19 protein-coding genes are annotated in these 21,732 nt (G+C 67.5%); 4 read left to right on the forward strand and 15 right to left on the reverse strand.

The window, feature by feature from the left end; all coding sequences use genetic code 11:
- Positions 1-27 precede the first annotated feature (27 nt).
- The 3 genes from LI336_RS16820 to LI336_RS16830 all read right to left on the reverse strand — a co-directional run bounded on the left by LI336_RS16820 (position 28) and on the right by LI336_RS16830 (position 2,534).
- The gene (locus tag LI336_RS16820) at positions 28-762 is read right to left on the reverse strand and encodes a VOC family protein (protein WP_227134326.1); all 735 of its coding nucleotides are present in this window, start codon (positions 760-762) and stop codon (positions 28-30) included.
- Between the two features lie 106 nt (positions 763-868).
- A complete protein-coding gene (locus LI336_RS16825; protein ID WP_227134327.1) occupies positions 869-1,234 on the reverse strand; it encodes a HalOD1 output domain-containing protein in 366 nt (121 codons plus the stop codon).
- Positions 1,235-1,379: 145 nt separating this feature from the next.
- Complete coding sequence (locus LI336_RS16830) at positions 1,380-2,534, reverse strand: glycosyltransferase (protein WP_227134328.1); 1,155 nt, start codon at positions 2,532-2,534, stop codon at positions 1,380-1,382.
- A 188-nt stretch (positions 2,535-2,722) separates the two neighbouring features.
- Here LI336_RS16830 and aglJ point away from each other — a divergent pair, with 188 nt between their 5' ends.
- Positions 2,723-3,811 carry an S-layer glycoprotein N-glycosyltransferase AglJ gene (gene aglJ / locus LI336_RS16835; protein ID WP_227134329.1) on the forward strand — a complete coding sequence of 363 codons (1,089 nt, stop codon included), beginning with the start codon at positions 2,723-2,725 and terminating at the stop codon, positions 3,809-3,811.
- 59 nt (positions 3,812-3,870) lie between these two features.
- Here the strand turns inward: aglJ and LI336_RS16840 are convergent, their stop codons facing one another.
- Positions 3,871-4,197 carry a DUF5789 family protein gene (locus tag LI336_RS16840; RefSeq protein WP_227134330.1) on the reverse strand — a complete coding sequence of 109 codons (327 nt, stop codon included), beginning with the start codon at positions 4,195-4,197 and terminating at the stop codon, positions 3,871-3,873.
- 95 nt (positions 4,198-4,292) lie between these two features.
- Here LI336_RS16840 and LI336_RS16845 point away from each other — a divergent pair, with 95 nt between their 5' ends.
- Positions 4,293-4,502 (forward strand): ribbon-helix-helix domain-containing protein, encoded by a 210-nt coding sequence (locus tag LI336_RS16845; protein ID WP_227134331.1) that lies wholly within the window; start codon positions 4,293-4,295, stop codon positions 4,500-4,502.
- A gap of 30 nt (positions 4,503-4,532) precedes the next feature.
- Here the strand turns inward: LI336_RS16845 and LI336_RS16850 are convergent, their stop codons facing one another.
- The gene (locus LI336_RS16850) at positions 4,533-6,719 is read right to left on the reverse strand and encodes an LUD domain-containing protein (protein WP_227134332.1); all 2,187 of its coding nucleotides are present in this window, start codon (positions 6,717-6,719) and stop codon (positions 4,533-4,535) included.
- Positions 6,716-7,261, reverse strand: coding sequence for an LUD domain-containing protein (locus tag LI336_RS16855; RefSeq protein WP_227134333.1), 546 nt, complete (start codon positions 7,259-7,261; stop codon positions 6,716-6,718). The genes LI336_RS16850 and LI336_RS16855 overlap by 4 nt, the downstream gene beginning before the upstream one ends.
- A gap of 144 nt (positions 7,262-7,405) precedes the next feature.
- On the opposite strand from LI336_RS16855, the gene LI336_RS16860 reads away from it, so the two are divergent.
- Complete coding sequence (locus LI336_RS16860) at positions 7,406-8,155, forward strand: hypothetical protein (protein ID WP_227134334.1); 750 nt, start codon at positions 7,406-7,408, stop codon at positions 8,153-8,155.
- A 21-nt stretch (positions 8,156-8,176) separates the two neighbouring features.
- Here the strand turns inward: LI336_RS16860 and LI336_RS16865 are convergent, their stop codons facing one another.
- From LI336_RS16865 to LI336_RS16905, 9 genes are all read right to left on the reverse strand, one after another.
- Positions 8,177-8,998: an ABC transporter ATP-binding protein gene (locus LI336_RS16865; protein ID WP_227134335.1), complete on the reverse strand. Its 822-nt coding sequence runs from the start codon at positions 8,996-8,998 to the stop codon at positions 8,177-8,179.
- Positions 8,995-9,891 carry an ABC transporter ATP-binding protein gene (locus tag LI336_RS16870; RefSeq protein WP_227134336.1) on the reverse strand — a complete coding sequence of 299 codons (897 nt, stop codon included), beginning with the start codon at positions 9,889-9,891 and terminating at the stop codon, positions 8,995-8,997. Before LI336_RS16870 ends, LI336_RS16865 begins: the two co-directional genes overlap by 4 nt.
- Positions 9,888-11,078 carry a branched-chain amino acid ABC transporter permease gene (locus LI336_RS16875; RefSeq protein ID WP_227134337.1) on the reverse strand — a complete coding sequence of 397 codons (1,191 nt, stop codon included), beginning with the start codon at positions 11,076-11,078 and terminating at the stop codon, positions 9,888-9,890. Before LI336_RS16875 ends, LI336_RS16870 begins: the two co-directional genes overlap by 4 nt.
- A complete protein-coding gene (locus LI336_RS16880) occupies positions 11,075-12,106 on the reverse strand; it encodes a branched-chain amino acid ABC transporter permease (protein ID WP_227134338.1) in 1,032 nt (343 codons plus the stop codon). The genes LI336_RS16875 and LI336_RS16880 overlap by 4 nt, the downstream gene beginning before the upstream one ends.
- A gap of 7 nt (positions 12,107-12,113) precedes the next feature.
- Positions 12,114-13,385, reverse strand: a complete 1,272-nt coding sequence (locus LI336_RS16885; protein ID WP_227134339.1) for an ABC transporter substrate-binding protein — start codon at positions 13,383-13,385, stop codon at positions 12,114-12,116.
- Between the two features lie 112 nt (positions 13,386-13,497).
- Positions 13,498-14,904, reverse strand: a complete 1,407-nt coding sequence (locus LI336_RS16890; protein ID WP_227134340.1) for an FAD-binding oxidoreductase — start codon at positions 14,902-14,904, stop codon at positions 13,498-13,500.
- 283 nt (positions 14,905-15,187) lie between these two features.
- Positions 15,188-17,149, reverse strand: a complete 1,962-nt coding sequence (locus LI336_RS16895; RefSeq protein WP_227134341.1) for a hypothetical protein — start codon at positions 17,147-17,149, stop codon at positions 15,188-15,190.
- Positions 17,146-17,631, reverse strand: coding sequence for a hypothetical protein (locus tag LI336_RS16900; RefSeq protein WP_227134342.1), 486 nt, complete (start codon positions 17,629-17,631; stop codon positions 17,146-17,148). Before LI336_RS16900 ends, LI336_RS16895 begins: the two co-directional genes overlap by 4 nt.
- A gap of 119 nt (positions 17,632-17,750) precedes the next feature.
- Positions 17,751-20,171 carry a hypothetical protein gene (locus LI336_RS16905; RefSeq protein ID WP_227134343.1) on the reverse strand — a complete coding sequence of 807 codons (2,421 nt, stop codon included), beginning with the start codon at positions 20,169-20,171 and terminating at the stop codon, positions 17,751-17,753.
- Between the two features lie 141 nt (positions 20,172-20,312).
- On the opposite strand from LI336_RS16905, the gene LI336_RS16910 reads away from it, so the two are divergent.
- Entirely contained in the window at positions 20,313-21,725 is a 1,413-nt protein-coding gene (locus LI336_RS16910) for a sugar transferase (protein WP_227134558.1), read from the forward strand.
- Positions 21,726-21,732: the final 7 nt, after the last annotated feature.

A 21,732-nucleotide genomic window follows, 5' to 3' on the forward strand; every position in this document is an offset into this window, starting at 1 on the left:
CGTCTCGAAGCCGAACCCGCCAGTCGGCTACGGCTCGTGGAACGTCAGGACGTGCCCGTCTGGATCGCGGACGCGGACCGCGCGCTCGCCGCCACCAGCACCAGCATCGAGGGACTCACGGTCCGTGATTCGGTCCTCGACGGCGTTCGCCGCGCGCTCGGGGGCCTCGGTCTCGAACCCGAGGTCGACGTGCACGCCGCCGCGGGCGTCGGCGAGCCCGAGATGGGGCTCCCAGAGCTCGAGCGCCATCGGGCCGTGCATCCGGACCCGTTCCCGGTCGGCGCCGCGGTCGACCGTCTCGAACCCGAGGGCCGCGTAGAACGCCTCCGCCGCGTCGAGGTCCGCGACCTCCAGGACGACCTCGAACACGCCGTCGATACCGGGCCCGTCGACGTCCGTCTGCCCGAGTTCCACGCAGTTCCCGTCGTCGTCGTAGCAGTACAGCGACCTCGCGTCGCCGAACACGTGCTCGTCGAGCGCGAACCCGGCGTCCTCCAGTGCACGCCACCACTCGTCGTACTCGTCACTCGGGATGCTCATCGCGTAGTGCGTGTGGAGGCCGCCACGCGGGACCGCGTCCGGGCGACGCAACACGAGCGCGGTGTCGCCAGCTGCGAACGCCACCTGGTCGTCGGCGCGCGCGAGCGCTGCCGGCAGTGACCCGTCCGCGACCGCGTCCATCGCGAGCGTCTCGCCGTAGAACGCGCGCGCCGCAGCCACGTCCTTCACCTCCAGTGCCAACCACGACAGCCCCGAGAGCATACGTCCGCGTTCGCCCGACACCCCCAAGAACCTTCGCTGCACGACGACCGCCCCAGCGGCCACGAGCCGACGCGGACAGCAATCCCTTGGTCGCCTCGGTCGCTCCTCAATCGCCTCGGTCGCTCCTCAATCGCCCCTCAGTCGCCCGCTGGCCCGCTCGCGGGCGTGGTCTCGCCCGTCGCATCGGGAGTACGGTCGACACGGTCACGTCCCCGTCGTGCGTGACCGTGACCTCGTGGCCGACGTACGTGAACGTCACCGAGCCGTTCCCCGGACCGTCGACGACCCCGCCCAGGACGTCCGGGTCGATGGAGGAGGCGAGCGGCGGGAGCGACAGCGCGTCGCGCTCGGTCGCGTCTGCGACAGCGACAACGACAGCCTCCGTGATCTCCCCAGTCGAACGCTCCATCTCCCCGGTCGAAGACGCCATCTTCCCAGTCGAACACTCCATGTCCCCAGTCGAACACTCCATGTCCACGTCTTGGAACGACCCCGGATAAGTGTCACGGCCAGAAGAGCCCAATACGGCACCGTAGGCAGCCCCTAACGCCCGATTTCTCGCGTATTGGGTAGTCCGAGAGTGGGGGTATGGGGGTACGTGAGTCGCGGTAGCTCCGTCAGTTGTCGAACGCTTCGCGGAGTTCCTCGTCGACCTCCCACGTCCCGTCGCCCTTCCCGCGGAGGAGCTCGATGCTCGCACGGAACAGCGACACCTGCGTGTCGAACAACGAGTACAGCGGCGCGAGCGGCCCGAGCAGCTCTCTGGACCCGAGCGCGACGAACGCGCCGAGTGCAGCGAGCACCCCGACGCCCGCGAGCGGCTGTATCGCGACCGCTGCCGCGGCCGCGACGAGGACGACGTCGAGCATCACGAGCCACGGCGACACCACCATGAACCACCAGTTGAACGGGAGCACGACCCGCCCGTAGTTCCCGTACCGCCCGAGGGCGTCGCGGTGCTGGGCGAGCAACCGGATGAGGCCCATGCCGCGGCGATCCTTCTGGGTGCGGCGCTTCCGGAACGCCGAATGACTCGCCTCCATGTACTGGACCGCCGGGTCGAACACCACGCGATGATCGTCGCCCAATCTGCGGATACGCAACGCGAGTTCGGTGTCGTCGGCGAGCGAGTTCGGGTCGATGGGCGTGATGGCGTCGTTCTCGAACGCCGAGAACGGCCCGTGGAAGATGAACGTCGAATCGAGGTGGCTCTCCAGCGTCTGGATGTACGACTGGACGCCCCGATACCCCGACTCCACGTCACTCCCACCGAGCACCTCGACGTTCGTGCCCGTCACGGCTGCGACCTCGGGGTCCGCGAGGTTCGCCGCCGCCTCCCGGAGCACGTCCTCGGGGAGCAGCGAATCGCAGTCCGTCTTCACGACCATCTCGTGCCTGGCAGCCGCGTACGCGTCGTTGAGTGCGGGCGCGAGCCCCCGGCGTTCGTCCTCCTCGATGAGGTTCAGGTCGGGATGCTCGCGGTCCGCGAAGTACTCGCGGATGATGTCGCGCGTCTCGTCGTCCGACGAATCGACCACCACGAGCTCGACCTTCTCCATCGGATAGTCGAGCGCCATGACGTCGTCGAGTTTCTTCTCGACGATCCCGGACTCGTTGTACGTCGGCAGCACGATACTCACGTTCGGTTCCGCCGACTCCTTCGCCGCCGGCGAGCCCGACGGTCGCTTGAGCGCGTAGAGCACGCCGAACGCGAGATACGGCGCGAACGTCACCGCGACGACCACCCCCGCAATCACGACCAACCAGTTCATATCCCCGCGTTCCCCGCCAGCACGCAAAACGATGACGGCATCTCGCCCACAGACCCCTTGGACAGCTAACTATCGACCACCAACGGTCGGAGAGCTACCTATCGACCGCCGATCGTCGGGGAGCTGCCTATCGACCCCCGAGCGAACGCGAGGGTTTTTCCCGCTGTGGCGAGCATCCCCGAGAGAGAATGGGCGAGTACGACGACGTCTGCGTGCTGGTGCCGACGTACAACGAAGCCGAGACCATCGAGGAGGTCGTCACCGGAATGCAGGGCGAAGGCTTCGACGACGTCCTCGTCGTCGACGGGCACTCCACGGACGGCACGCGCGAACTCGCCAGCGACGCCGGCGCCACCGTCATCACGCAGACCGAAGGCGGTCGCGGCTCCGGGAAAGGCCAGGCCGTCCGCGACGGCGTCGCCTACACCACCAAACCCATCGTCCTCATGCTCGACGGCGACGGCACGTACCTCCCCGAGGACGCCCACCGGATGCTCGAACCGATCCTCGAAGGACGCGCCGACCACGTCGTCGGCGACCGGTTCGCGAACATGGAACGCGGCGCCATGCCGCGACTCAACCAGTTCGGGAACAGCATGATCAATCACGGGTTCAACGCCATCCACGGCCAGCACCTCGGCGACATCCTCTCGGGGTACCGCGCGTTCACCCGCGCCTCGTTCTTCGAGATGAACCTCAGCGCCGACGGCTTCGGCATCGAGACCGAGATGGCCGTCGAAGCCCGCCGGAACGACCACCGCATCCAGGTCGTCGACATCACGTACGTCTCGCGGCCCGACGCGAGCGAATCGAACCTCCGGCCGTTCAGGGACGGCGGCGTCATCCTCCTCACGCTCTACCTGCGCGCGAAGACCCACAACCCCCTCTTCTACTTCGGGAGCGTCGGCGGCGTCCTCACGCTCGCCGGTACCTTGATCGGCGTCTTCGTCCTCTACGATTGGTTCGTCAACAGGGTCCCGCACGAGGTGCTCGCCCCCGCCGGCGGGTTCATCTTCATCCTCGGCGCCCAGTTCCTCATCTTCGGCGTCCTCGCCGACCTCCTCGTCTCCCTCCACGAGGAACAACGCCAGCGCCTCGAACGCATCGCTCGCGAAGAGATCGGGACGACCGACGGCGACGCGAAGACGCCCGTCCAGACGACGTTCGACGACCACGGCCCGCACGCCCGCGACGTCGACGCCACCGAGAGCGCAGACGACGACGCACGGAGTAGCGACCACGACCCGAACGCCACGGCGGACGCGGTCGACAACTAGACGACCGTCAGAGAAAGACCGCTGACGCTTCGGAACGAGAGCACGCGCGGCACGTCGTTTCAGAACGGAAGCACGCGCCGCACGCGCTCCAGGACCGACGCCCCCTGCTGGCGGCGCCGCTCGAACGCAGGATGCAGCGCGTTCAACAACTCCTGCTCGTCCGCGAACTGCTCGTGCTCGAGTTCCGCGAGCACCTCGCCCAGCTCGACCGAATGCCCGCGCGTATCGTACGGCACCTCGACGTGCCCGACCGACTCCCGGAGCGCGGACCTCGACACCGGATACGACACGTCGAACGACTCCAGGCGATCGTCGACGGCAGCGATACCGAACGCCACAGTCGCCGGTTCATCATCATCGTCGTCAGCAGGCGGCCGCATCCCCATACCACCCCCTACCCACCGAACCGCAAAGAAACTGTTCCGACCGCCGACCGCCATCGGACGCAAACCCCTTCACGCTCCACCCCCACACCACCACCATGACCGACTACACCACCGTCTCCATCCCGAAAGACCTCGCCGACCGCGTCGAGACCACCATCGAAGGCACCAGTTTCTCCAGCACCAGCGACCTCGTCCGCTTCCTCCTCCGCAGCATCGTCATCCAACACGAGAAATCCGACGGCCTCACCGAAGCCGAATTCGAGGAGATCGCCGAACAACTTCAGGACCTCGGGTACCTCGAGTGACGAACCGGGGCGGCGTCCGGGGAGTTCGCGTCAGGGTGCGATGAGTTCGATAGGGTGCGGTGCGCGCGCGTCGAGGAGCGATTCGAGCTGGTCGGCGCAGGAGGTGCCGCTGGCGACGACCCGGTCGGCGGTCGCGAAGTCGTCGGCGAGCGGGGCGCCGACGTCGACGCTGAGGTCGTAGTACTGTTCCTTGTACCCGAAGCTCCCGGCCATCCCGCAGCATTCGACGTCGGACGTGCGGACGGTGGCGCCGCAGGTTTCGAGGACGGCGACGGTGTGCGCTTCGAGGTCGAGGGTGCGTTGCTGGCAGTGACTGTGGTACGCGACGTCGCCGTCGAGCGCGGCGAGCGAGCCGGGGTCGGCGTCGTTCGAGAGGCGGCCGTAGACGTACTCGCAGATCTCGTAGCTCGAGTCCGCAAGGCGCTCGTGAGCGTCCGCGGGGAGGAGGCGTTCGTAGTCGCTCGCGAACATCGCGAGGTCGGAGGGTTCGACGACGACGACGTCCCGGCCGGCGTCGAGGTGCGGGGCGAGCGCGTCGTGGACGTGTTCGGCGTTCGAGCGCGCGGTCGCGATCATCCCTTGCGAGAGCGGGGCGCGCCCAGAGCCCGGGACGGCCGGGACGCGGACGTGGACGTCGAGCGCTTCGAGCGCGCGGACGGCCGCCTTCCCGCGCTCCGGGGAGACGTAGTTCGTGTACGTGTCCGGGTAGACGACCGCCGACCGCGCGGCTCCGGGTTCGGGGACGCGTGCGCCGCCGCGGTCGTCGAACCAGTCGACGAACGACTCGCGGGCGAACTGCGGGAGGTCGCGGCGTCGGTCGACGCCGAGCACGCGCTCCATCGCGGCTCTCGCGGGCGCGCTCGCGGCGAGCCAGTTCGAGACGGGGGCGAGCGCGCTGCCGACGCGAGCGACGGTGTGGACGTTCCCGAAGAAGCGCTTCTGGAGGTCCAGTCCCGCGGGTTCCTCGTCCGGGACGAGTCCGTCGACGAGCGCGTCGAACCGCCCGGGGTCGTCGCCGCGGTTGATTCGGTCGCGGACGACCGTGTTGATCCACGGGATGTCGATCTTCACCGGGCACGCGTTCACGCACCGCGTGCAGCCCGTGCAGAGGTCGTTGAACTCGCCGGCGGCGTCCTGGCCGTGAACGCCGGCCTCCCAGCCGGTGGCGATGCCGCCCGTGTACGTCTCGCCGCCGAAGGCGTGCCCGCCGACCTGCTGGAAGTTCGCGCACGAGTTCGAGCACGCACCGCACCGCACGCAGTAGAGGGTCTCGCGGAGGTCGTCGTCCTCGCGCATCGCCATCCGGCCGTTGTCGACGAGCACGAGGTGGAACGCGCGGTCGTCCGCGGGCCTGAACTCGTCGCCGTCGAAGTCCGGGATGGGGGTGTCGACGGGCGGGGAGAGCACGGAGACGTACTGACTGATCGCCTGACCGGTCGCGGCCTTCGAGAGGAGCGCTACGAACGGCTCGAGATCGCTGACGCTGGGGATCAGTTTCTCGACGCCGGCGACGGCGACGTGCACGGGCGGCGTCGCGGCGCACTTGCGCGCGTTCCCCTCGTTCGTGACGAGCGCCATCGTCCCCGAGTCGGCGGCGACGAAGTTCGCGCCCGTCATCCCGACGTCGGCCTCCCGGATGCGGTCCCCGAGGTAGTCCCGGACGAACGCCGTCATCTCGTCGGCCGACTCGAAGGGCTCGTCGGGGTCGAAGTGGTCGTTCAGGAGCGCTGCGATGTCCTCGCGCGAGCGATGCATCGCTGGGCCGACGAGGTGACTCGGGGACTCGTCGGCGAGCTGCACGACGAACTCGCCGAGGTCCGTCTCGTAGGGGTCCACGCCCGCCTCGACGAGCGCGTCGTTGACCTCGAGTTCCTCGGTGGTCATCGACTTCGACTTCACGAGCGTCTCCGCGTCCACGTCCTCGCACACGGACTGGACGTAGCGGTTCGCGTCCGCAGCGTCCTCGGCGAGGTAGACGTGCCCGCCGCGTGCCTCGACCGCTTCCCGGACGGTGTCGACGAGCTCGGGGATGCGCTCGATGGCGTCCTCCTTGATGCGCCGGGCGTCGCTCCGGAGTGCCTCGTACTCGGCGAACGCCTCGGTCGCCTCGACGCGACCCGCGTTCAGGTCGCGGGCCTGCGCCTCGATGTTCGGCCCCTCCGTGTCGAGGAGCGCGCGGATCTTCGCGGCCGTCTCGCGTCTGGACTCGGAACTCATGCGTTGGTGGTGTCGTCGCCGCTGGTTGCCTCGCGGTCGTCGACGAGGACGACGTGGACGTTCGTGGGACCGTGGACGCCCTCGACGAGCGCGCCCATGTCCGCGGTCGCGCTCACGCCGGTCGCGAACACGTACGAGTCGCGGCCGGCGTCGACCTCGGATTGGAGCCAGTCCGTGGCGGCGTCGAGGTCCGGGACGACGTCGCTCGCCGCGAGGACGGCGACGTGTCGTTCCGGGTAGAGCGCGACGAGTTCGTCGCCGTGCTCGCCCGAGGGCACGAGGAGCGACCCGAGTGCGGCGACCCCGAGGCGGGCGGGCGTCACGCCCGTCGTCGCGGCGTGCAGGTCCGACGGCGAGAACTCGGTGTCGACGCTCGCGGGCAGCGACGCGTCGACGTGCACGGGCACGCCAACGGTCGGTTCCTCGACGGCGCGCTCGATAGCGGCGGTCGCCTCACCCAGCGCGACGGTCTCGTGGGTCACGCCGGCCGCCTCGAGCGACGCTCGGAACGCGTCCACGTGGTCGATAGCTGGGTCGGTCATGCGAGTCGTTCGCCGTCGTCGCTCGGTCCCACTGGCGTACACATGCGGCGGAATCTCTAGGGGCTACTGCAGTGAGGACGTTGTATCTTCGGGTGCGGCGACCACATGCTCGCTTCTTTACGTGTGCCGGCTGTTGTCGCAGCTATGAGCGAGAGCCTCCTTCGTCGGTTCGGGAACGCGGTCGAGCGACTGGTCGGCAACCAGACCTATCTCCGCGTCCAGCGAGTCGTCGTGGTCGCGACCGTCGTCCTCCTCGCAGCGAACGCCATCGTCCAGCTCGAGGTCGTCGCGCTCGACGCGGGCCTCGCGGACGCGCTCTGGGACGCCGGGATGCTCGCCGTGGCGCTGTTCGTCCTCACGGGCGTCCTCCAGGTCGTCGCGCTCGGCCGGAGCTTCGACCGGGGGCGCGCGCAGGTACAGCAGGCCGCCGACGAACTCGAGACCACGGCCGCGGACGTCGAGCAGACCGCCGACGAACTCGAGGAGACCGCGGAGACCGTCGAATCGGCCGCCGAGGAGGTCGAGCAGGTCGGTTCGAAGGTCGGGACGGCCGCCGAGAGCATCGACGAGGCGGCATCGGCGGCCGACGTCGACCCGCCGGTCGACCCCGAGGAGGTCAAGTCCGTCGCCGACGAGGTCGACGAGACGACCGACCGCGTCCGCGAGCAGTCCTCGGAGGTCAAGGAGCGCTCGAAGGACATCAAGGACAAGACCGACGCCGCGAAGGAAGCCGCGAAAGGCGCGAAAGCGGCCACCGAGGGCGAGTACGACTTCACCAAGACCGACTCCGAAGGCCCCGAACGCAGGCGAGCCGAGGACGACCCTTCCGAGGACGAAGCCGACGACAGCGAGGGAGAGAACGAAGCGGGCGAGCGCGAACCCGACGACGAGTAAGCGAGCGCGAACCCGTCGCGCTCAGACGCCGAGGTAGGTCTGTCTGAACTCGTCGTCCTCGCGGAGACGGTCGCTCGTGACGGTGTCGACGATGCGGCCCTCGTCGAGGACGTAGTGGCGGTCGGCGATGGCGAGCGCGGCGGCGACGTTCTGTTCGACGAAGAACACCGTGATGCCCTGTTCTGCGTTGATGTCCGCGATGATGTCCTCGATGCGTCGGACGATGTACGGCGCGAGCCCCTCGAACGGCTCGTCGAGCAGCATCAGGTCGGGGTTCGCGGCGAGGGCGCGCGCGATGGCGAGCATCTGCTGTTCGCCGCCGCTCATGTTGCGCGCGTGCTTCTGTCGCATGTCGTCGAGTTCCGGGAAGAGCGCGAGGACGTCGTCGAGCGCCATCGGGTCCGTCGCGTGGTTGATGGCGAGCCGGACGTTCTCCACGACGGAGAGCCGCGGGAAGCACCGGCGTTTCTCGGGGACGAGTGCGATGCCGGCGTTCGCGCGCTTGTAGGGCTGCCAATCGCGGATCGACGTGCCCCGGTAGCGGACGTCGCCGTCGAGGACGGTGGGTTCGTCCGCGCCCATGAGCGCGCGCAGGGTCGTGGACTTCCCGGCGCCGTTGCGGCCGAGGAGACTCACGAGTTCGCCCTCGCGGACGTCGACGTCGACGTCGAAGAGGACCTGCCCGGTCTCGTAGCCGGCGTCGAGGCCGTCGACCTGCAGGACCGTCGACGGCGGCGTCTCCTGGGCCTCGGATTCGACCTGGCTCCGCTCGGCGCGCCCGTCGGCGTCGGTACTCGTGGTCGATTCGTCCGCGGGTGCGTCGGTGGTGTCGTCGGTGCTCACAGTTCTTCCCTCATACCGCCGAGGTAGGCGGACTGGACGGCGTCGTTCTCGCGGATCGATTCCGGTGGGCCCGTCGCGATGACGCTCCCGCGGTCGAGGACGGTGATGCGGTCGCTGATGGAGAGCACGACGTCCATGTCGTGCTCGATGAGGACCACGGTGAGGTCGAGCTCGGACTGGACCTGCTGGACGAGGTCGGCGGTCGCGCGGGTCGCCCCGGGACTCATCCCGGACGTGGGCTCGTCCAGGAGGAGGACCTCGGGGTCGGTTGCGAGCGCCATCGCGATGCCGAGTCGGCGCTGGTCGCCGTGACTGAGGTTCTTCGCGAGCGCCTCGGGGTCGGCGTCGAGCCCGACGGTGTCGAGGAGGTCGAGCGCGCGCTCGCGCCCGACGTCGCGGTGGTCGCGGAAGAGGTCGAAGCTGAACGCGCCACGGTCCGCAGTCTGGACGAACACGCGGACGTTCTCGAGGACCGACTGGTCGGCCATGAGTTCGTTCGACTGGAACGACCGCGCGAGCCCCATGTGAGGGCGCTCGTGTTCGTCGCGGTCGGTGACGTCCTCGCCGTCGAGGTGGACGCTCCCGGCAGTTGCGGGGAGCGATCCCATGATGGTGTTGAAGAGCGTGGTCTTCCCAGCGCCGTTCGGGCCGATGACGGCGCGGAGCTCGCCGGGTTCGACCGCGATCGAGATGTCGTCGACGGCGACGACCTCGCCGAACGTCCGGCGGATGTCCGTCGTCGCGAGCGCAGCCGCCTGCGGCTCGACGACCGGGTCGGGCTGGTCGTCCTCGCGGTCGTCGCGAGCGTGGGGCTCGCCACGGGTGGGTTCCGGTGCCGTCTCCGCGGTCGCGTCCGCGTCGCCCGTGCGAGCGGTTGCGTCGTGGTCGGTCATCGGAGCACCTCCTCGATGCGCGCCCAGCCGCGGGCGGCGTACGCGCGGACGTACCCCCAGATGCCGTCGTTCGGCGAGACGAGGACGATGACGACGAACACGGCCCCGAGGAGGAACTGCCAGTGCGAGAGTTCCCGCGAGATGTCGACCGCTATGAAGCCGAGGTCGAGGACGGCGAAGTCCGTGAGGTAGTCCGCGGTGAACTCCCAGACGAACACGCCGGCGACGGCCCCGAAGAAGTAGTGGACGCCACCGAGGACGGCCATGAGGACGGTATCGCCGCTCGTGAAGACGCTCAGCCACTCCTGGCTGGCGCCGTGGTTGTTGATCGCCATGAGCGCGCCCGCGAGTGCGGAGAACGCGCCGCTGATGGTGAACGCCCAGACCTTGTACCGGGCGGTGTCGATGCCCATCGCGCGAGCGAGGTTCTCGTTCTCGCGGATCGCGATGAGCGAGCGCCCGAACGGCGAGCGCACGACCTGCCAGAGCGCGCCCATCGCAAGCAGGAAGACGAGGCCGACGAGGAGGTACCAGTCGTCCAGCCACCCGAAGACGTCGACGAGTGCGTCAGGCCACGGGATGAGCGTGACGGTGAGTTCCCCGCGGAAGGATTCGATCCATCCGGGTTGGGCGCCGCCGGAGATGCCGTTCGACCCGCCGGTGATGCCGAACGGGTCGCGGTTCGCGATGAAGTAGACGGCTTCGGCGGCGGCGAGCGTGAGGAACGCGAAGTAGATCTCGCCTTTCCCGACGGTGAGTCGCCCGAGCGTGTACCCGACGAACGCGGCGAGTGCGACGCCGACGACGGCACCGACGAGGAAGCCGAGTTCGGGCGCGGGGCCGTGGCCGCTCATGGCGATGGCAGCGCCGTACATCCCGAACCCGAAGAACATCGCGTGTCCGAACGACAGCAATCCAGTATAGCCGAACAGGAGGTTGAACGCGGCGACGAAGAGGACGATGATGAGGATGGTGGTGGCGACGCTCTCGAACCCGAGGAGGAACGGGAGCGCGACCACGGGCCGCAGCAAGAGCACGAACAGCACGAGCCCGATGGGAATCCGGTAGCGCCCCACCCAGTCGGGGAGGCGCGAGAACACGCCGGAGGACGTCGTCTCCGAGTGCGCGCCGCGTTCGGTGTCCGTCTGGGCGTCCCGGTCGGTCGAGGTAGGGTTCGCGTCCGTCATTCGAGCAGTCCCTCCTCGCCGAAGAGCCCGCGCGGACGCACGAGCAGGATGAACAGCATCACGAGGTACGGGACGAGCCCGCGGATGCCGGAGATGTTCAACGCGGCGATACCGGTGTACTCGGCGAGCCCTGCGAGGATGACGGGGGCGAGGTAGTTCGCCTCGCCGATGAGGATGCCCGCGACGACGCTCCCGAAGAGGCTGCCGACGCCGCCGACGACCACGACGACGAACGCGAGGATGAGGAACGTCTGGCCCATCTGGGAGTTCACGCCGTACTCGGCGGCCTGCAGGACGCCCGCGAGCGCCGCGATGGCGGACCCGAGGAAGAACATCGCCGTGAACCGCACGGGGAGGTTCACGCCGACGAACTCCGTCATCTCGCCGTCCTGGACGCCCGCGCGGACGGTCAGCCCGAAGTCAGTGCGCGAGATGAGGACGTACACGGCAGCGACGACTAGGGTCGCAACCGCGACCATGAACAACCGGAAGGAGGCGACCTGGGTGATGCCGAGGTCGACGCTCTGCCGGAGTACCTCGGGTTTCGCGTACCCGAGCGGGGTCGTCCCCCAGTGGTAGCGGATGGCTTCGTCGAGCATCATCGTCAATCCGAACGTCGCCAAGAGGCCGACGATGGGTTCGGAGCCGTAGAGTCGCCGGAGGACGGTGACCTCGATGAGGACGCCGACGACGCCGACGAGGATGGGTGCGACGAGGAGCGCCGTCCAGAACGGCAGCCCCCAGGCGACGACGACCGAGTACGAGAGGTACGCGCCGAGCATGAACAACGCGCCGTGCGCGAAGTTCACCACGCCCATCAGGCCGAGGATGAGCGACAACCCGAGCGTGATGAGGACGAGGATGGCACCGTAGACGAGGCCGCCGACGGCCTGCGTGACGAACAGCCCCGGCTGGTGCGCGAAGCCCGCGACCGTCGCCACGACGAGCGCGAGCGCGAGCGCGAACCACGCCGGCGAGACGTCTGCGAGTAGCTCGCGAGATCGATTGGTGATCGAGGACGTGCTCATCACTCGATTATTCGAGGTCGCACCCGGTCTCCGAGAGCGGACGGACGACGTCGTCGCCGGCGAAGGTCTCCGTCGTCTGGAACCACCGCTTGTAGGGATCGTCCTCCATCTCCTCTTGCGGGCGCGCTTCGACGCTGAACGTCGGCTGGACGAGCTGGTTGTTCTCGCGCCAGTACATGTCGCCGCCGCCCTTGATGTCCTTGATCTTCGAGGACACCTCGTGCCCGACGAGTTCGCCACGCATGTCCTCAGCAGCGGTGGAGTCCGCACGCACCGCCGCGCGCACCGCCTGATCCATCGACATGTATCCGAGGAGGTGCCTGACGTACGGGTCCGTGTCCGCGTTCTCCGCGATGCGCTCGGCGAACTGGTTGCTCGCCTCGTTGTCGACCGCCGGCCCCCATACCTGTCCTGCGGTGTCGAGGATGCCCGCGTTCTCCTTGTCGAGCCCCCAGTACACGACGTCTTCGAGCTGGTGCATCGCGAGCGTGTAGTCGTCCTGGATGCCCTTCGCCATCGCCTGGTTCGCGGCCTTCCGCAGGTCCAGGCCCGCGATGAGCATCCCGATGCCGTCGGCGTCGGAGTCCGCGGCCTCGTTCAGGTACGGCGTGTAGTCGTCGTTCGGGAACGGCGCCGCCGCCGTCCCGACGACCTCCTTCCCGCCGTCCTCGAGCGCGCTCGTCACCGCTTGCTGCGCGGTCTGCCCCCACGTGTAGTCCGAGTAGATGAGGTACCAGGAATCGCCCGCACCGACCATCTGTTCACCGATGGTGTTCGCGAGCATCGAGTTCGCCGCCGTCGGCTGGTACATGTGCGTCGCGCACGACCCGCCGGAGACCGCGTCCGAGTGCGCGCCCGTCGCCATGTACGTCACGCTGTTGTCCGACGCCCACGTCCCCATCTTCAATGCGACCGACGACGACACCCCACCCATCGCGAAGTCGATCTCCTCCTCGGTGACGAGGCGCTTGATGCGCTGCAGGCCCGTCGACGGATTGACCTCGGTGTCCCCCGTCGAGATGTCGATACTGACGTCCAGTTCCTCCTCGAGGTCCGCCGCTGCGAGCTCCGCGCCGTCGAGGCCGGCCTGTCCGAACACCGCGAACGGCCCCGACAGCGACGTCGTGTACCCGACCGACAGGTCGCTGACGTCCGACCCGCCGCCACTCAGCGACGACAGGCACCCCGAGAGTCCCGCGAGCCCAACCGCGCCCGCCGCCCCGGCGCTCTGGAGTACGTTCCGTCTGCAAACACGTGGCTGTCCGTCATCAGTTGCCATACCTCACGAATTGTAACTACCCCGCTTAATGGTATCCCCTCGCACAGAATCCTGGCCGTCGAAAATAACCTCAACCGTTACCGTTGACACAAATTGCCGGACAGCGAAGGCCTCACTTGGACGAGTCGTCCACGTCCGGGACGACCTTCCCCGGATTCATCGTTCCCGCGGGGTCCACCGCATCCTTCAGGGTGCGCATCAACTCGAGCGCGCCGCCGTGCTCGCGACGCATGAACTTGCGTTTCCCGAGCCCCACACCGTGCTCGCCCGTTGCCGTCCCACCCATATCGATCGCCGCCTCCACCACGCGCTCGTGGACCTTCGACGCGCGCTCACGTGCGTCCTCGTCGCCCTCGGGAACGAGTGGGGCGTAATGCAGGTTCCCGTCACCCGCATGTCCAACGGTCGGCGTCAGGACGTCCAACTCCTCGCTCGCATCCGCCACCATCTCCACGAGTTCGGGATAGTTGGCGATCGGCACGACGACGTCGCCGAGGAACGCCGGCTCGAGGTCCTCGCCGTGCGCGCGATACGCCGGGAGCGCATCCCGGCGCGCACTCCAGACGTCGTCCATCTCGCGCTCGCCAACGGCCTCCCATGAAGACGCGTCGTGGTCCTCGCAGATCCCTCGCGCGAACTCGACGTCCTCCTCGATACCCGAGTTGTTCGCGTGGAACTCCAGGATAAGGGTGGGGGCTTCGGTGAGTGCGTCGGCGTCGCGGTACTCGTTGATGAGTTCGGTCGTGAGGGTATCCACGAACTCGATCGCTGCAGGTACCAGGCCCGCGCCGATGACGTCCGCGACTGCAGCGCACGCCTCGGTTCGCGACGGGAACGTCACGAGTGCCGCCCGCTTGTGTTCCGGGATACCGCTTACCGCAATCGTCGCCTCCGTGACGACCCCGAACGTCCCTTCGCTCCCCACGAACAGGTCCTTCAGACTGTACCCCGACGACGTCTTGACGACGCCACGCCCACACTCGACGACCTCGCCGTCCGGAAGGACGACCTCGAGCCGTCGGACGTGATCGCGGGTCTCGCCGTACTTCACCGCGTTGAACCCACTGGCGTTCGTCGCGATCATCCCCCCGATCGTCGCGATATCCCCACTTGAGATACCAGGCGGGAACCGAAGCCCGTGCTTCGCGAGTTCCTCGTTGAGGTCGTCGTACACGACGCCCGGCCCCACCGTCGCCTGCAAGTTTTCAGGTTCGACGTCGACGCCAGTCATGTCCTTGACGTTCAACACGATTCCGTGCTCGACCGGGATGCCACCGCCTTCGAGGCCACTCCCACCCGACCACGGCGTCACCGGCACCCCACGCTCATGCGCCGCCGCTAGGACGTCGGAGACCTCCTCCGTCGACTGCGGCCACACCACCGCATCCGGCATCACCGGCTCGTGCACACTCGCATCCAACGCGAACTCCTCGCGGTTAGACCGGTCGACCGCGATACGGTCCGCTGGGAGGACGTCCTCGAGGAACCCACAATCGTGACTCGAAGCCTTATCTGACACCGAAGCCACCACCGACGGAACGACTCATTGAGAAAACGCAAGTCCGGGGAACCCCTAAGCGTTGGCTTCGACACACCCAGGAGACCAAGACGCGAAGACGCGACAGGGCTCCTTTGGAACACCAAACTACATCGAGGGACGCGAGAACGACAGCCAGCTGAGCTAGGTCGACATTACGACCCAAAGAGAAAACCCACTTTGGAACGGCCCTCGACCGCTCCGGTGCAGCGACCACCTCGCTGTCGAGTGCCACGAGAACGTCTCAGTCCCGCACTCGTCGCGTTCACGACCGCAAGAGCTCCGAGAGTGCGTCGAAGATCGGGATCGCGTACTCGCCGTACGGGAAGTGCATCCAGCCGGCGAGGAGCAGGAAGACCGTGGTGGTTCCAGCGGTCGTCCCGAGAAGGACGGCACCGACGCGGCCTGCGTTCCGCGTCGACAGCCACCGACCGTCGAGGGACACAACGATGCACCAGGCGCTGAGGGTTCCGGCCATCGCGAGCGCGACGAGTGCGTGTAGTTGCACGGCCTCGCCGACGGTCGGCGACAAGAGGACGAGTACGCCAGCGAACAGCTCGCCGCCAACGAGTACCGTCACCGCGTACGCCATCCCGACCGTCCGGAAGCGCTCAAGCAGGACGTTCCGGAGTGCTGGCAGGCGAAGTGCGGCGTACACCGCGAGCGGCATCGTCGGGACGAGGAACCGAACGGTCAACGTCGAGTGCAAGGGGAGGCGTTCCTGGTAGAACAGGACCATGAGCGAGAAGTACACGCCTGCGAGCGCGAGCACGCGAGTCGACGCATCCGCATCCCGGAAGACCAACGACCCGCCGTTCGCCACGCGCCGCAAGGGTTCCGCGTGCCGGACCGCGTGGATCGTGCCGAGGACGGCAGGACCGAGCAACGGCATCGATTCCAGGTACGCGAGGTTGTACGAGAAGCTCGCGCCACGTACAGCCGCTCGTTCGACGTACCCAGACCGCACGAACGTCTGGAAGACGCGCTGTGGTGAGTCGACGAACACGTAGAACGTGCCCTCAGCGTACCGGACTGCTCTACGCAGGAATCCGCCAGCAGTGGTGAGAGCGGCGACGGCAGCTTCGACCACGATTCGAGCGAGGACGCCAGGGACGAACGTCTCCGAGGGCGTTCCGGTTCCCGAGCCACCACCACCGGTCTCCCCAGTCGTCTCGTCGGGGACCGCACGTCCGAGTGGTTGCCCATCGTACTGCGGGAGGAACTGCGGCGGTCGAACGGGATTCCCGGAGACCAGGAGGTTCGTGACGAAGAACGGGAGCAACGACAGGACGAAGACTCCACTCGCGAGTGTCACCTGCGCCCGGTCGTAGGCCGTACCGAAGACGACGTCGACGACGCATACCGCGACGAAGAAGATAGCGCCGTCGCCTGGATGCACCCACGCGAGGAGTCCGGCAGTGGCGTACGGGACCGTCCGTAGGAGGCGGCCTCGGGCTCCACGGACCGACGGTTGGCGCGCGAAGGCGTACGCCGCGACGAGGACTGCGAGCGCGACCACGACGTGCCGTTTCGGGACGGTCGCCCAGAACCCGACCGGTGTGGCGACGACCACGCCGACGCCGACGGCGGCAGCGACACGTCGCGGTAGCTCGAGTTCGAACAGCCGGTACGCTAGCGTGGCAACGAAGCCCGTGCAGAGGAGCGTCCAGAGCTGGAGCGAGACGACGGGGATGGTGACGGGGTCGATTGGGGCTGCGAGGAGGACGTTCCCGACGAAGAGGACACCCATACCGAGTCGCGCGCCGAGGCGCAGTTCGTCCTCGTACCGTCGGCCGTCGGTCAGTTCGTCGATTGCGACGACGCCGAGGAGACACCAAGCACCGACGAGCAGCACGGAGAGACTCAGGACATGCGCGAGCGAGTGGAGGAGGACCGAGATGATGGCCGCTGGGACGACGAGGCCGTACTCGCGTGCGTACCGGGCACCGTCGTGGTACTTCGTTCCCGGTGCGATGCCGTTATTGCCGCCGAAGTGCGGGTCGAGTATCCGGAGGTGGCCGTTCGTGAGGGCGCGGACGCCGTTCGCTAGCGTCTGATTGTCGTTGATCGCGAGGTCCATCCGCCAGAAGGACGCAACGAACAGGACGGTAACGGCGAACACGAGGACGCCGAGTCCGTCTCCGAACAGGACGCGGCGGAGCGCAGTTGCGGAGTGACGCACTCGACGTCGGAAGCGTTCGATGCGTCCGTCGCCAGTTCGGGTCATCCGTCGACCTCGACTGTCACGTTCCGCGTCGCCACCACGCGCGAGCCGGCGTCGCTCCGAACGAGAACGGTCACCGTCGCAGCGTAGGACTCCTCGGTCACCTGGTTCGGTTGGATGGTGTCAGACGTCGCTCGTATCGTCAGGTTTCCCGTTACGTCCGGCGAGAGGATCCGATACGTCTCCTTGTTGTACTCGAGCCCGGGAATCTGAACGTCGTACACGACGAGTGGATTCCCGGAGACGCTCGATACGTTCGTCTCGACCGTGCTCGACTGGAGCTCGTACGTCCCCGACCCGAATCCGTTGCGTTCGAGCGTCAACCCCTCCGGCATCGTGGAGACGCTCACCGCGACCGAACCGGACGCTGGTTCGTACGACTGCGGCGAGGACAACGCGACCCCGGGGACGGCAGGGCCGAACGCCACCGCGACGACCACCACGAACACCGCGAAGAGCGGGATGGAGAGGCCGCGGAGGGTCACAGCTATGACCTGCCGACTGACGAGGATAAGTCTTCCTGCTTTCCGATAGTTCCACCGAAGGAAGACATCGACCCGACCGAGGGAGTGGCGCGCGCTCAACTGCCAGCGGTTCCGCGAGGCTACACTATCGTCCGTTCCAGCACGTCCTCGACCGGGAAGCGGTCGCTCGGAGAGCCGTCGGCCGACGATGGACTCGATGCCGACGGTCCTGCGGCCGACGGGTGTTGGCTCCGGTGGTGCGTGGCGTTCTGGGAGGACTCTCCGGCCCGAATCGTCGCACCTTCCGTCACCGCTTCCGCCGGGACGGTGACCGACTGCCCGGCGACGCTGTACGTGCCCGCGTACGGGACGTGGATGGAGTACGTTCCGTTCGCGTCGGCCGTCGCCTCTCGGACGTACTCGAACGAGTGCGAGTCCAGCGAGACGGTCGTTCGAACCGTCACCGTCGACCCGGGGTCGGCTCGTCCACGGACCTCGGCGCCTGGTACGAGCGTGAACACCTTGTACGCCCCGTCCTGTTCGACGTGCAGGAGGCGATAGTGGCCGACGCCTGGACTGGAGTCCGTTCGGCTGCCGTTGTGGCGGTGGAGCCGCGTGCCGAGCGTGGATTCGTTGGTGAGAACGTCGCGCGTCGTGACGACGAAGCCCACGCGGTCACGGAGTCGCTCGTACCACGCGGTCCCGTTCGTCGACGTGACGAAGTCCGCGTAGTTGCTCCGAGCGTACCCGTAGGACCTCGCTTCGCCGTTCACGAAGTAGTTGTACATCCGGTTGTGGCCCCACTGACTGAGGACGTAGTTCTCCGGATACTCCAGTCCTTCCGATTCGCTGTGCGACGCCATCCAGGCGGCCGTCTCGTAGCCGTCGTTCGTCTGCGTTATCTGACTCGTCTTCACCGGGACCTGAACGATACTGAGTGCGGTCACGAGGAGGAAGAGCCCGACGAGTGCGAACGCCTGCCGTCTGTCCGGTAGTTGGAGGGAATCGACCACCTCGTTCGAGAACGGCGCGGGCTGGTTCGCGACGTCGATCCACTCCGCGAGGTGGACGAAGCCGAGGGCGGCGAAGACGGCGACGACGATCGAGAGCTGGCCGGCGAAACGGACGCTGATGGCTCCGAGCACGAGGAAGTACCAGCCGTAGACGACCAGTGGCGTCCACCGGGCGTCGTCCAGCAGCCGCGTGGACGCCCAGGCCATGTAGGGGAGTGCGAGCAAGAGCAGGAATCCGAACAGGAGCAGCCAGCCGGCGGCGTCACCGAAGAGGCTCTGGAACTCGGCGATGTTCTCGGTGGCGAGCAGTCGTTCGGTCACCTGCGTCGTCATCCGCTCCCAGAGGTCGGGCCGCAGCGAGCGGAAGGCGAACGCGCCGACGGCCGCACCGACGAAGTCGACCACGACGAGTCCCGCGACGTGCAGGTCGGTGCGGTTCCAGAGCACGCCAGTCGCGAGGACGCCGAGGCTCGCGACGCCGAGCAGTAGTGGTGCGCTCACGACGAGCGTCGTGTGCCAGCCGAGCTCCGTATGCACCACCCACGTGCATGCGGTCGCGAGCAGGACCCCGAGGACCATCGGCCCTGCAGCAGCGAGGACCGACTCGCCGCGGGCCACCCGGGTGACGGTCACCGTGGCGATCGTGAGTCCGAGTGCGACGATGAGGAGCGGCCCAGCCTCCCAGGCGAGCGTCTGCGCGGCGACCCCGACCGTAATCGCAACCACGCCACCGACGACCGTCGCGTTCGAGTCCGCGCTCGACCGCACCCAGGAGAGGACGAGTATCGCGCCGAGGAGCGTGAGTGCCAGCCACGGGTAGTCGAACGCGTGATGGTCCGCGAACCCGAGACTCGTCCGGAACGCGTGGGCTGGCGAGACCGCCAGCATGAGGACGGAGGCGAGCGCGATTCGACGGTCTTCGGTGACCGAGCGGGCGGCAGCGTAGACGATACCCGCGGTCACGAGCGCGGACACGACCGGGAACCACGCCAGGACCTGGCCGGCGACGGCGGTCGTCCCACCGAAGGCGAGCGTCGTCGCCCATAGGACCCCGAGCATGAGTGGTTCGCCCGTCGAGACGGTGAGCGGGAGCGTCTCCAGGGTCGTCTCCGGGTTCGTCAACAACTGCTCCAGCCAGTACCGGTAGTAGTACGGGTCGTTCGCGGAGAGGACGACAGCATCCCCCTGGAACACTGCAGGATACGAGACGAGCCTGAGTGCGACGACGAACAGCAGTGCGCCGGCGAGGCCGGCGAGTTCGAGCCGACCGACGGTCGGCCACGAGATCTCGACGCCAGCATCTCCGAGTCCGGGTCGGTCCTCGATCTCGCCGTCGAGAGCACGCTCGATGCTCGCAGGGTCGACGACTCGATACCCGTCGTCTACCTCCTCGACGAGACCGCGCGAGACCAGTTCGCCGAACTCGCCGGAGTCAACGTCGACGTCGTCGAACGTCCACGGCGCATCGGCGTCCAGGACCGCTTCGAGAGCCGGTTCGAGGTCCGGTCGGTCGTCGAGAAGGTCGCTCGCCTCTCGAGCGGTATCCATGGCAGACACCTGTTCGACTCACGTAATCAATGCGTCGCTTCGGTGGTTCTGGCTGTCGGTCCGGGTCCTCGAACCGGCCGAGACTTCGGGTTCCCGACACCTTCGGAGGGTTTAAACCGAATCGCGTCCACCCGACTCATGATGAATGGAGGCTGGCGGTACCGGGGCGCGAGCGTCGTCGGCGTCGTCGTACTCACCGCGTTCGCGGTGACGCTCGTCAACAGCTCCCTGGTACAGTCCTTGCTCGCCTCACTCCCGGTACTGGAGCGACTCTCCGCAGATCCGCCGACTGGCGTCGAGGGGGTAATCGAGACTGCGACGACGGTCGTCGTCGTCGCCGCCGCGTTCGTCCCGCTGTACAAGCCGCGGCCACGCCGGATATACGACACGATCGCGCTCTCCCAGAAGCGCGTCGTCGTCGCCCTCTTCGCGCTCGCAGCGATCGGGTACTTCGACTACTCGTACAAGCTCCCGCGACTCACCCTGCTCGGCGTCGCACCAATCCTCCTGGTCGCACTCCCCGCGTGGTTCGTGTGGATCCGTCGTCGGCCATCGAGTGGCGGCAAACGCGCGCTCGTCGTCGGCGACAACCCCAGCCAGATCGAAGCACTGGCGAACGACGTCGACGTGCCGTTGCTCGGCTACCTCTGCCCGACAATCGCGTTCGAAGACGAAACCCAGTCCGTCTCGACGACGACCGCGACGGACGGTGGTACCGTCGAACTCGAGCGTCTCGGTGGCCTATCGCGGATCGAGGACGTCCTCGTCGAGTACGACGTCGACACGGTCGTCCTCGCGTTCGAGCACACCGACCGCGCGGAGTTCTTCGGCGCACTCGACGCCTGCTACGAGCACGGCGTCGCCGCGAAGGTCCACCGCGACCACGCGGACTCGGTACTCACCGCCGAAGGGGACTTCGGGACGCTCGTCGACGTCCAGGTGGAACCGTGGGACATCCAGGACTACGTGTTCAAACGCGGGTTCGACGTCGCGTTCGCCGGCCTCGCACTCCTCGGACTATCGCCCGTGATCGCGGTGATCGCGCTCGCGATCAAGCTGGAAGGGAACGGCCCCATCCTGTTCAGCCAGGACCGCACGTACCTCCTGGGGGAGACCTTCACCGTCTACAAGTTCCGGACGCTGAAACCCGACCCCGAGGGCGAGGTCGGGACGACGTTCGACGGCGACCGCGAGACGCCACTCGGGAACTTCCTTCGAGCGACGCACCTCGACGAGATCCCCCAGCTCTGGTCGATCCTCACCGGCGGGATGAGCGTCGTCGGCCCACGGCCAGCACAGACCGAACTTGAGGACGACTTCGAGGCCGAGACCGCCCAGTGGCGCAAACGCTGGTTCGTGAAGCCAGGGCTCACGGGGCTCGCGCAGATCAACGACGCCAACAGCCAGAACCCCCGAGAGAAGATCAAGTACGACCTCCAGTACATCCGCAACCAGGGATTCTGGTACGACATCAGAATCGTCGTTCGACAGCTCTGGAAGGTCTTCGAGGACGTCCTGTCGCTCGCGAGAGCCGACGGCGACGAGGACGACTGATCAGCAG

The organism is Halorubellus salinus, from assembly GCF_020567525.1.
Lineage (GTDB): Archaea > Halobacteriota > Halobacteria > Halobacteriales > Natrialbaceae > Halorubellus > Halorubellus salinus.

Coding starts and splice junctions, on each gene's coding strand:
- LI336_RS16820 (WP_227134326.1), bottom strand. CDS start 762: ATGCTCTCGGGGCTGTCGTGGTTGGCACTGGAGGTGAAGGACGTGGCT.
- LI336_RS16825 (WP_227134327.1), bottom strand. CDS start 1,234: ATGGAGTGTTCGACTGGGGACATGGAGTGTTCGACTGGGAAGATGGCG.
- LI336_RS16830 (WP_227134328.1), bottom strand. CDS start 2,534: ATGAACTGGTTGGTCGTGATTGCGGGGGTGGTCGTCGCGGTGACGTTC.
- aglJ (WP_227134329.1), top strand. CDS start 2,723: ATGGGCGAGTACGACGACGTCTGCGTGCTGGTGCCGACGTACAACGAA.
- LI336_RS16840 (WP_227134330.1), bottom strand. CDS start 4,197: ATGGGGATGCGGCCGCCTGCTGACGACGATGATGATGAACCGGCGACT.
- LI336_RS16845 (WP_227134331.1), top strand. CDS start 4,293: ATGACCGACTACACCACCGTCTCCATCCCGAAAGACCTCGCCGACCGC.
- LI336_RS16850 (WP_227134332.1), bottom strand. CDS start 6,719: ATGAGTTCCGAGTCCAGACGCGAGACGGCCGCGAAGATCCGCGCGCTC.
- LI336_RS16855 (WP_227134333.1), bottom strand. CDS start 7,261: ATGACCGACCCAGCTATCGACCACGTGGACGCGTTCCGAGCGTCGCTC.
- LI336_RS16860 (WP_227134334.1), top strand. CDS start 7,406: ATGAGCGAGAGCCTCCTTCGTCGGTTCGGGAACGCGGTCGAGCGACTG.
- LI336_RS16870 (WP_227134336.1), bottom strand. CDS start 9,891: ATGACCGACCACGACGCAACCGCTCGCACGGGCGACGCGGACGCGACC.
- LI336_RS16875 (WP_227134337.1), bottom strand. CDS start 11,078: ATGACGGACGCGAACCCTACCTCGACCGACCGGGACGCCCAGACGGAC.
- LI336_RS16880 (WP_227134338.1), bottom strand. CDS start 12,106: ATGAGCACGTCCTCGATCACCAATCGATCTCGCGAGCTACTCGCAGAC.
- LI336_RS16885 (WP_227134339.1), bottom strand. CDS start 13,385: ATGGCAACTGATGACGGACAGCCACGTGTTTGCAGACGGAACGTACTC.
- LI336_RS16895 (WP_227134341.1), bottom strand. CDS start 17,149: ATGACCCGAACTGGCGACGGACGCATCGAACGCTTCCGACGTCGAGTG.
- LI336_RS16905 (WP_227134343.1), bottom strand. CDS start 20,171: ATGGATACCGCTCGAGAGGCGAGCGACCTTCTCGACGACCGACCGGAC.
- LI336_RS16910 (WP_227134558.1), top strand. CDS start 20,313: ATGAATGGAGGCTGGCGGTACCGGGGCGCGAGCGTCGTCGGCGTCGTC.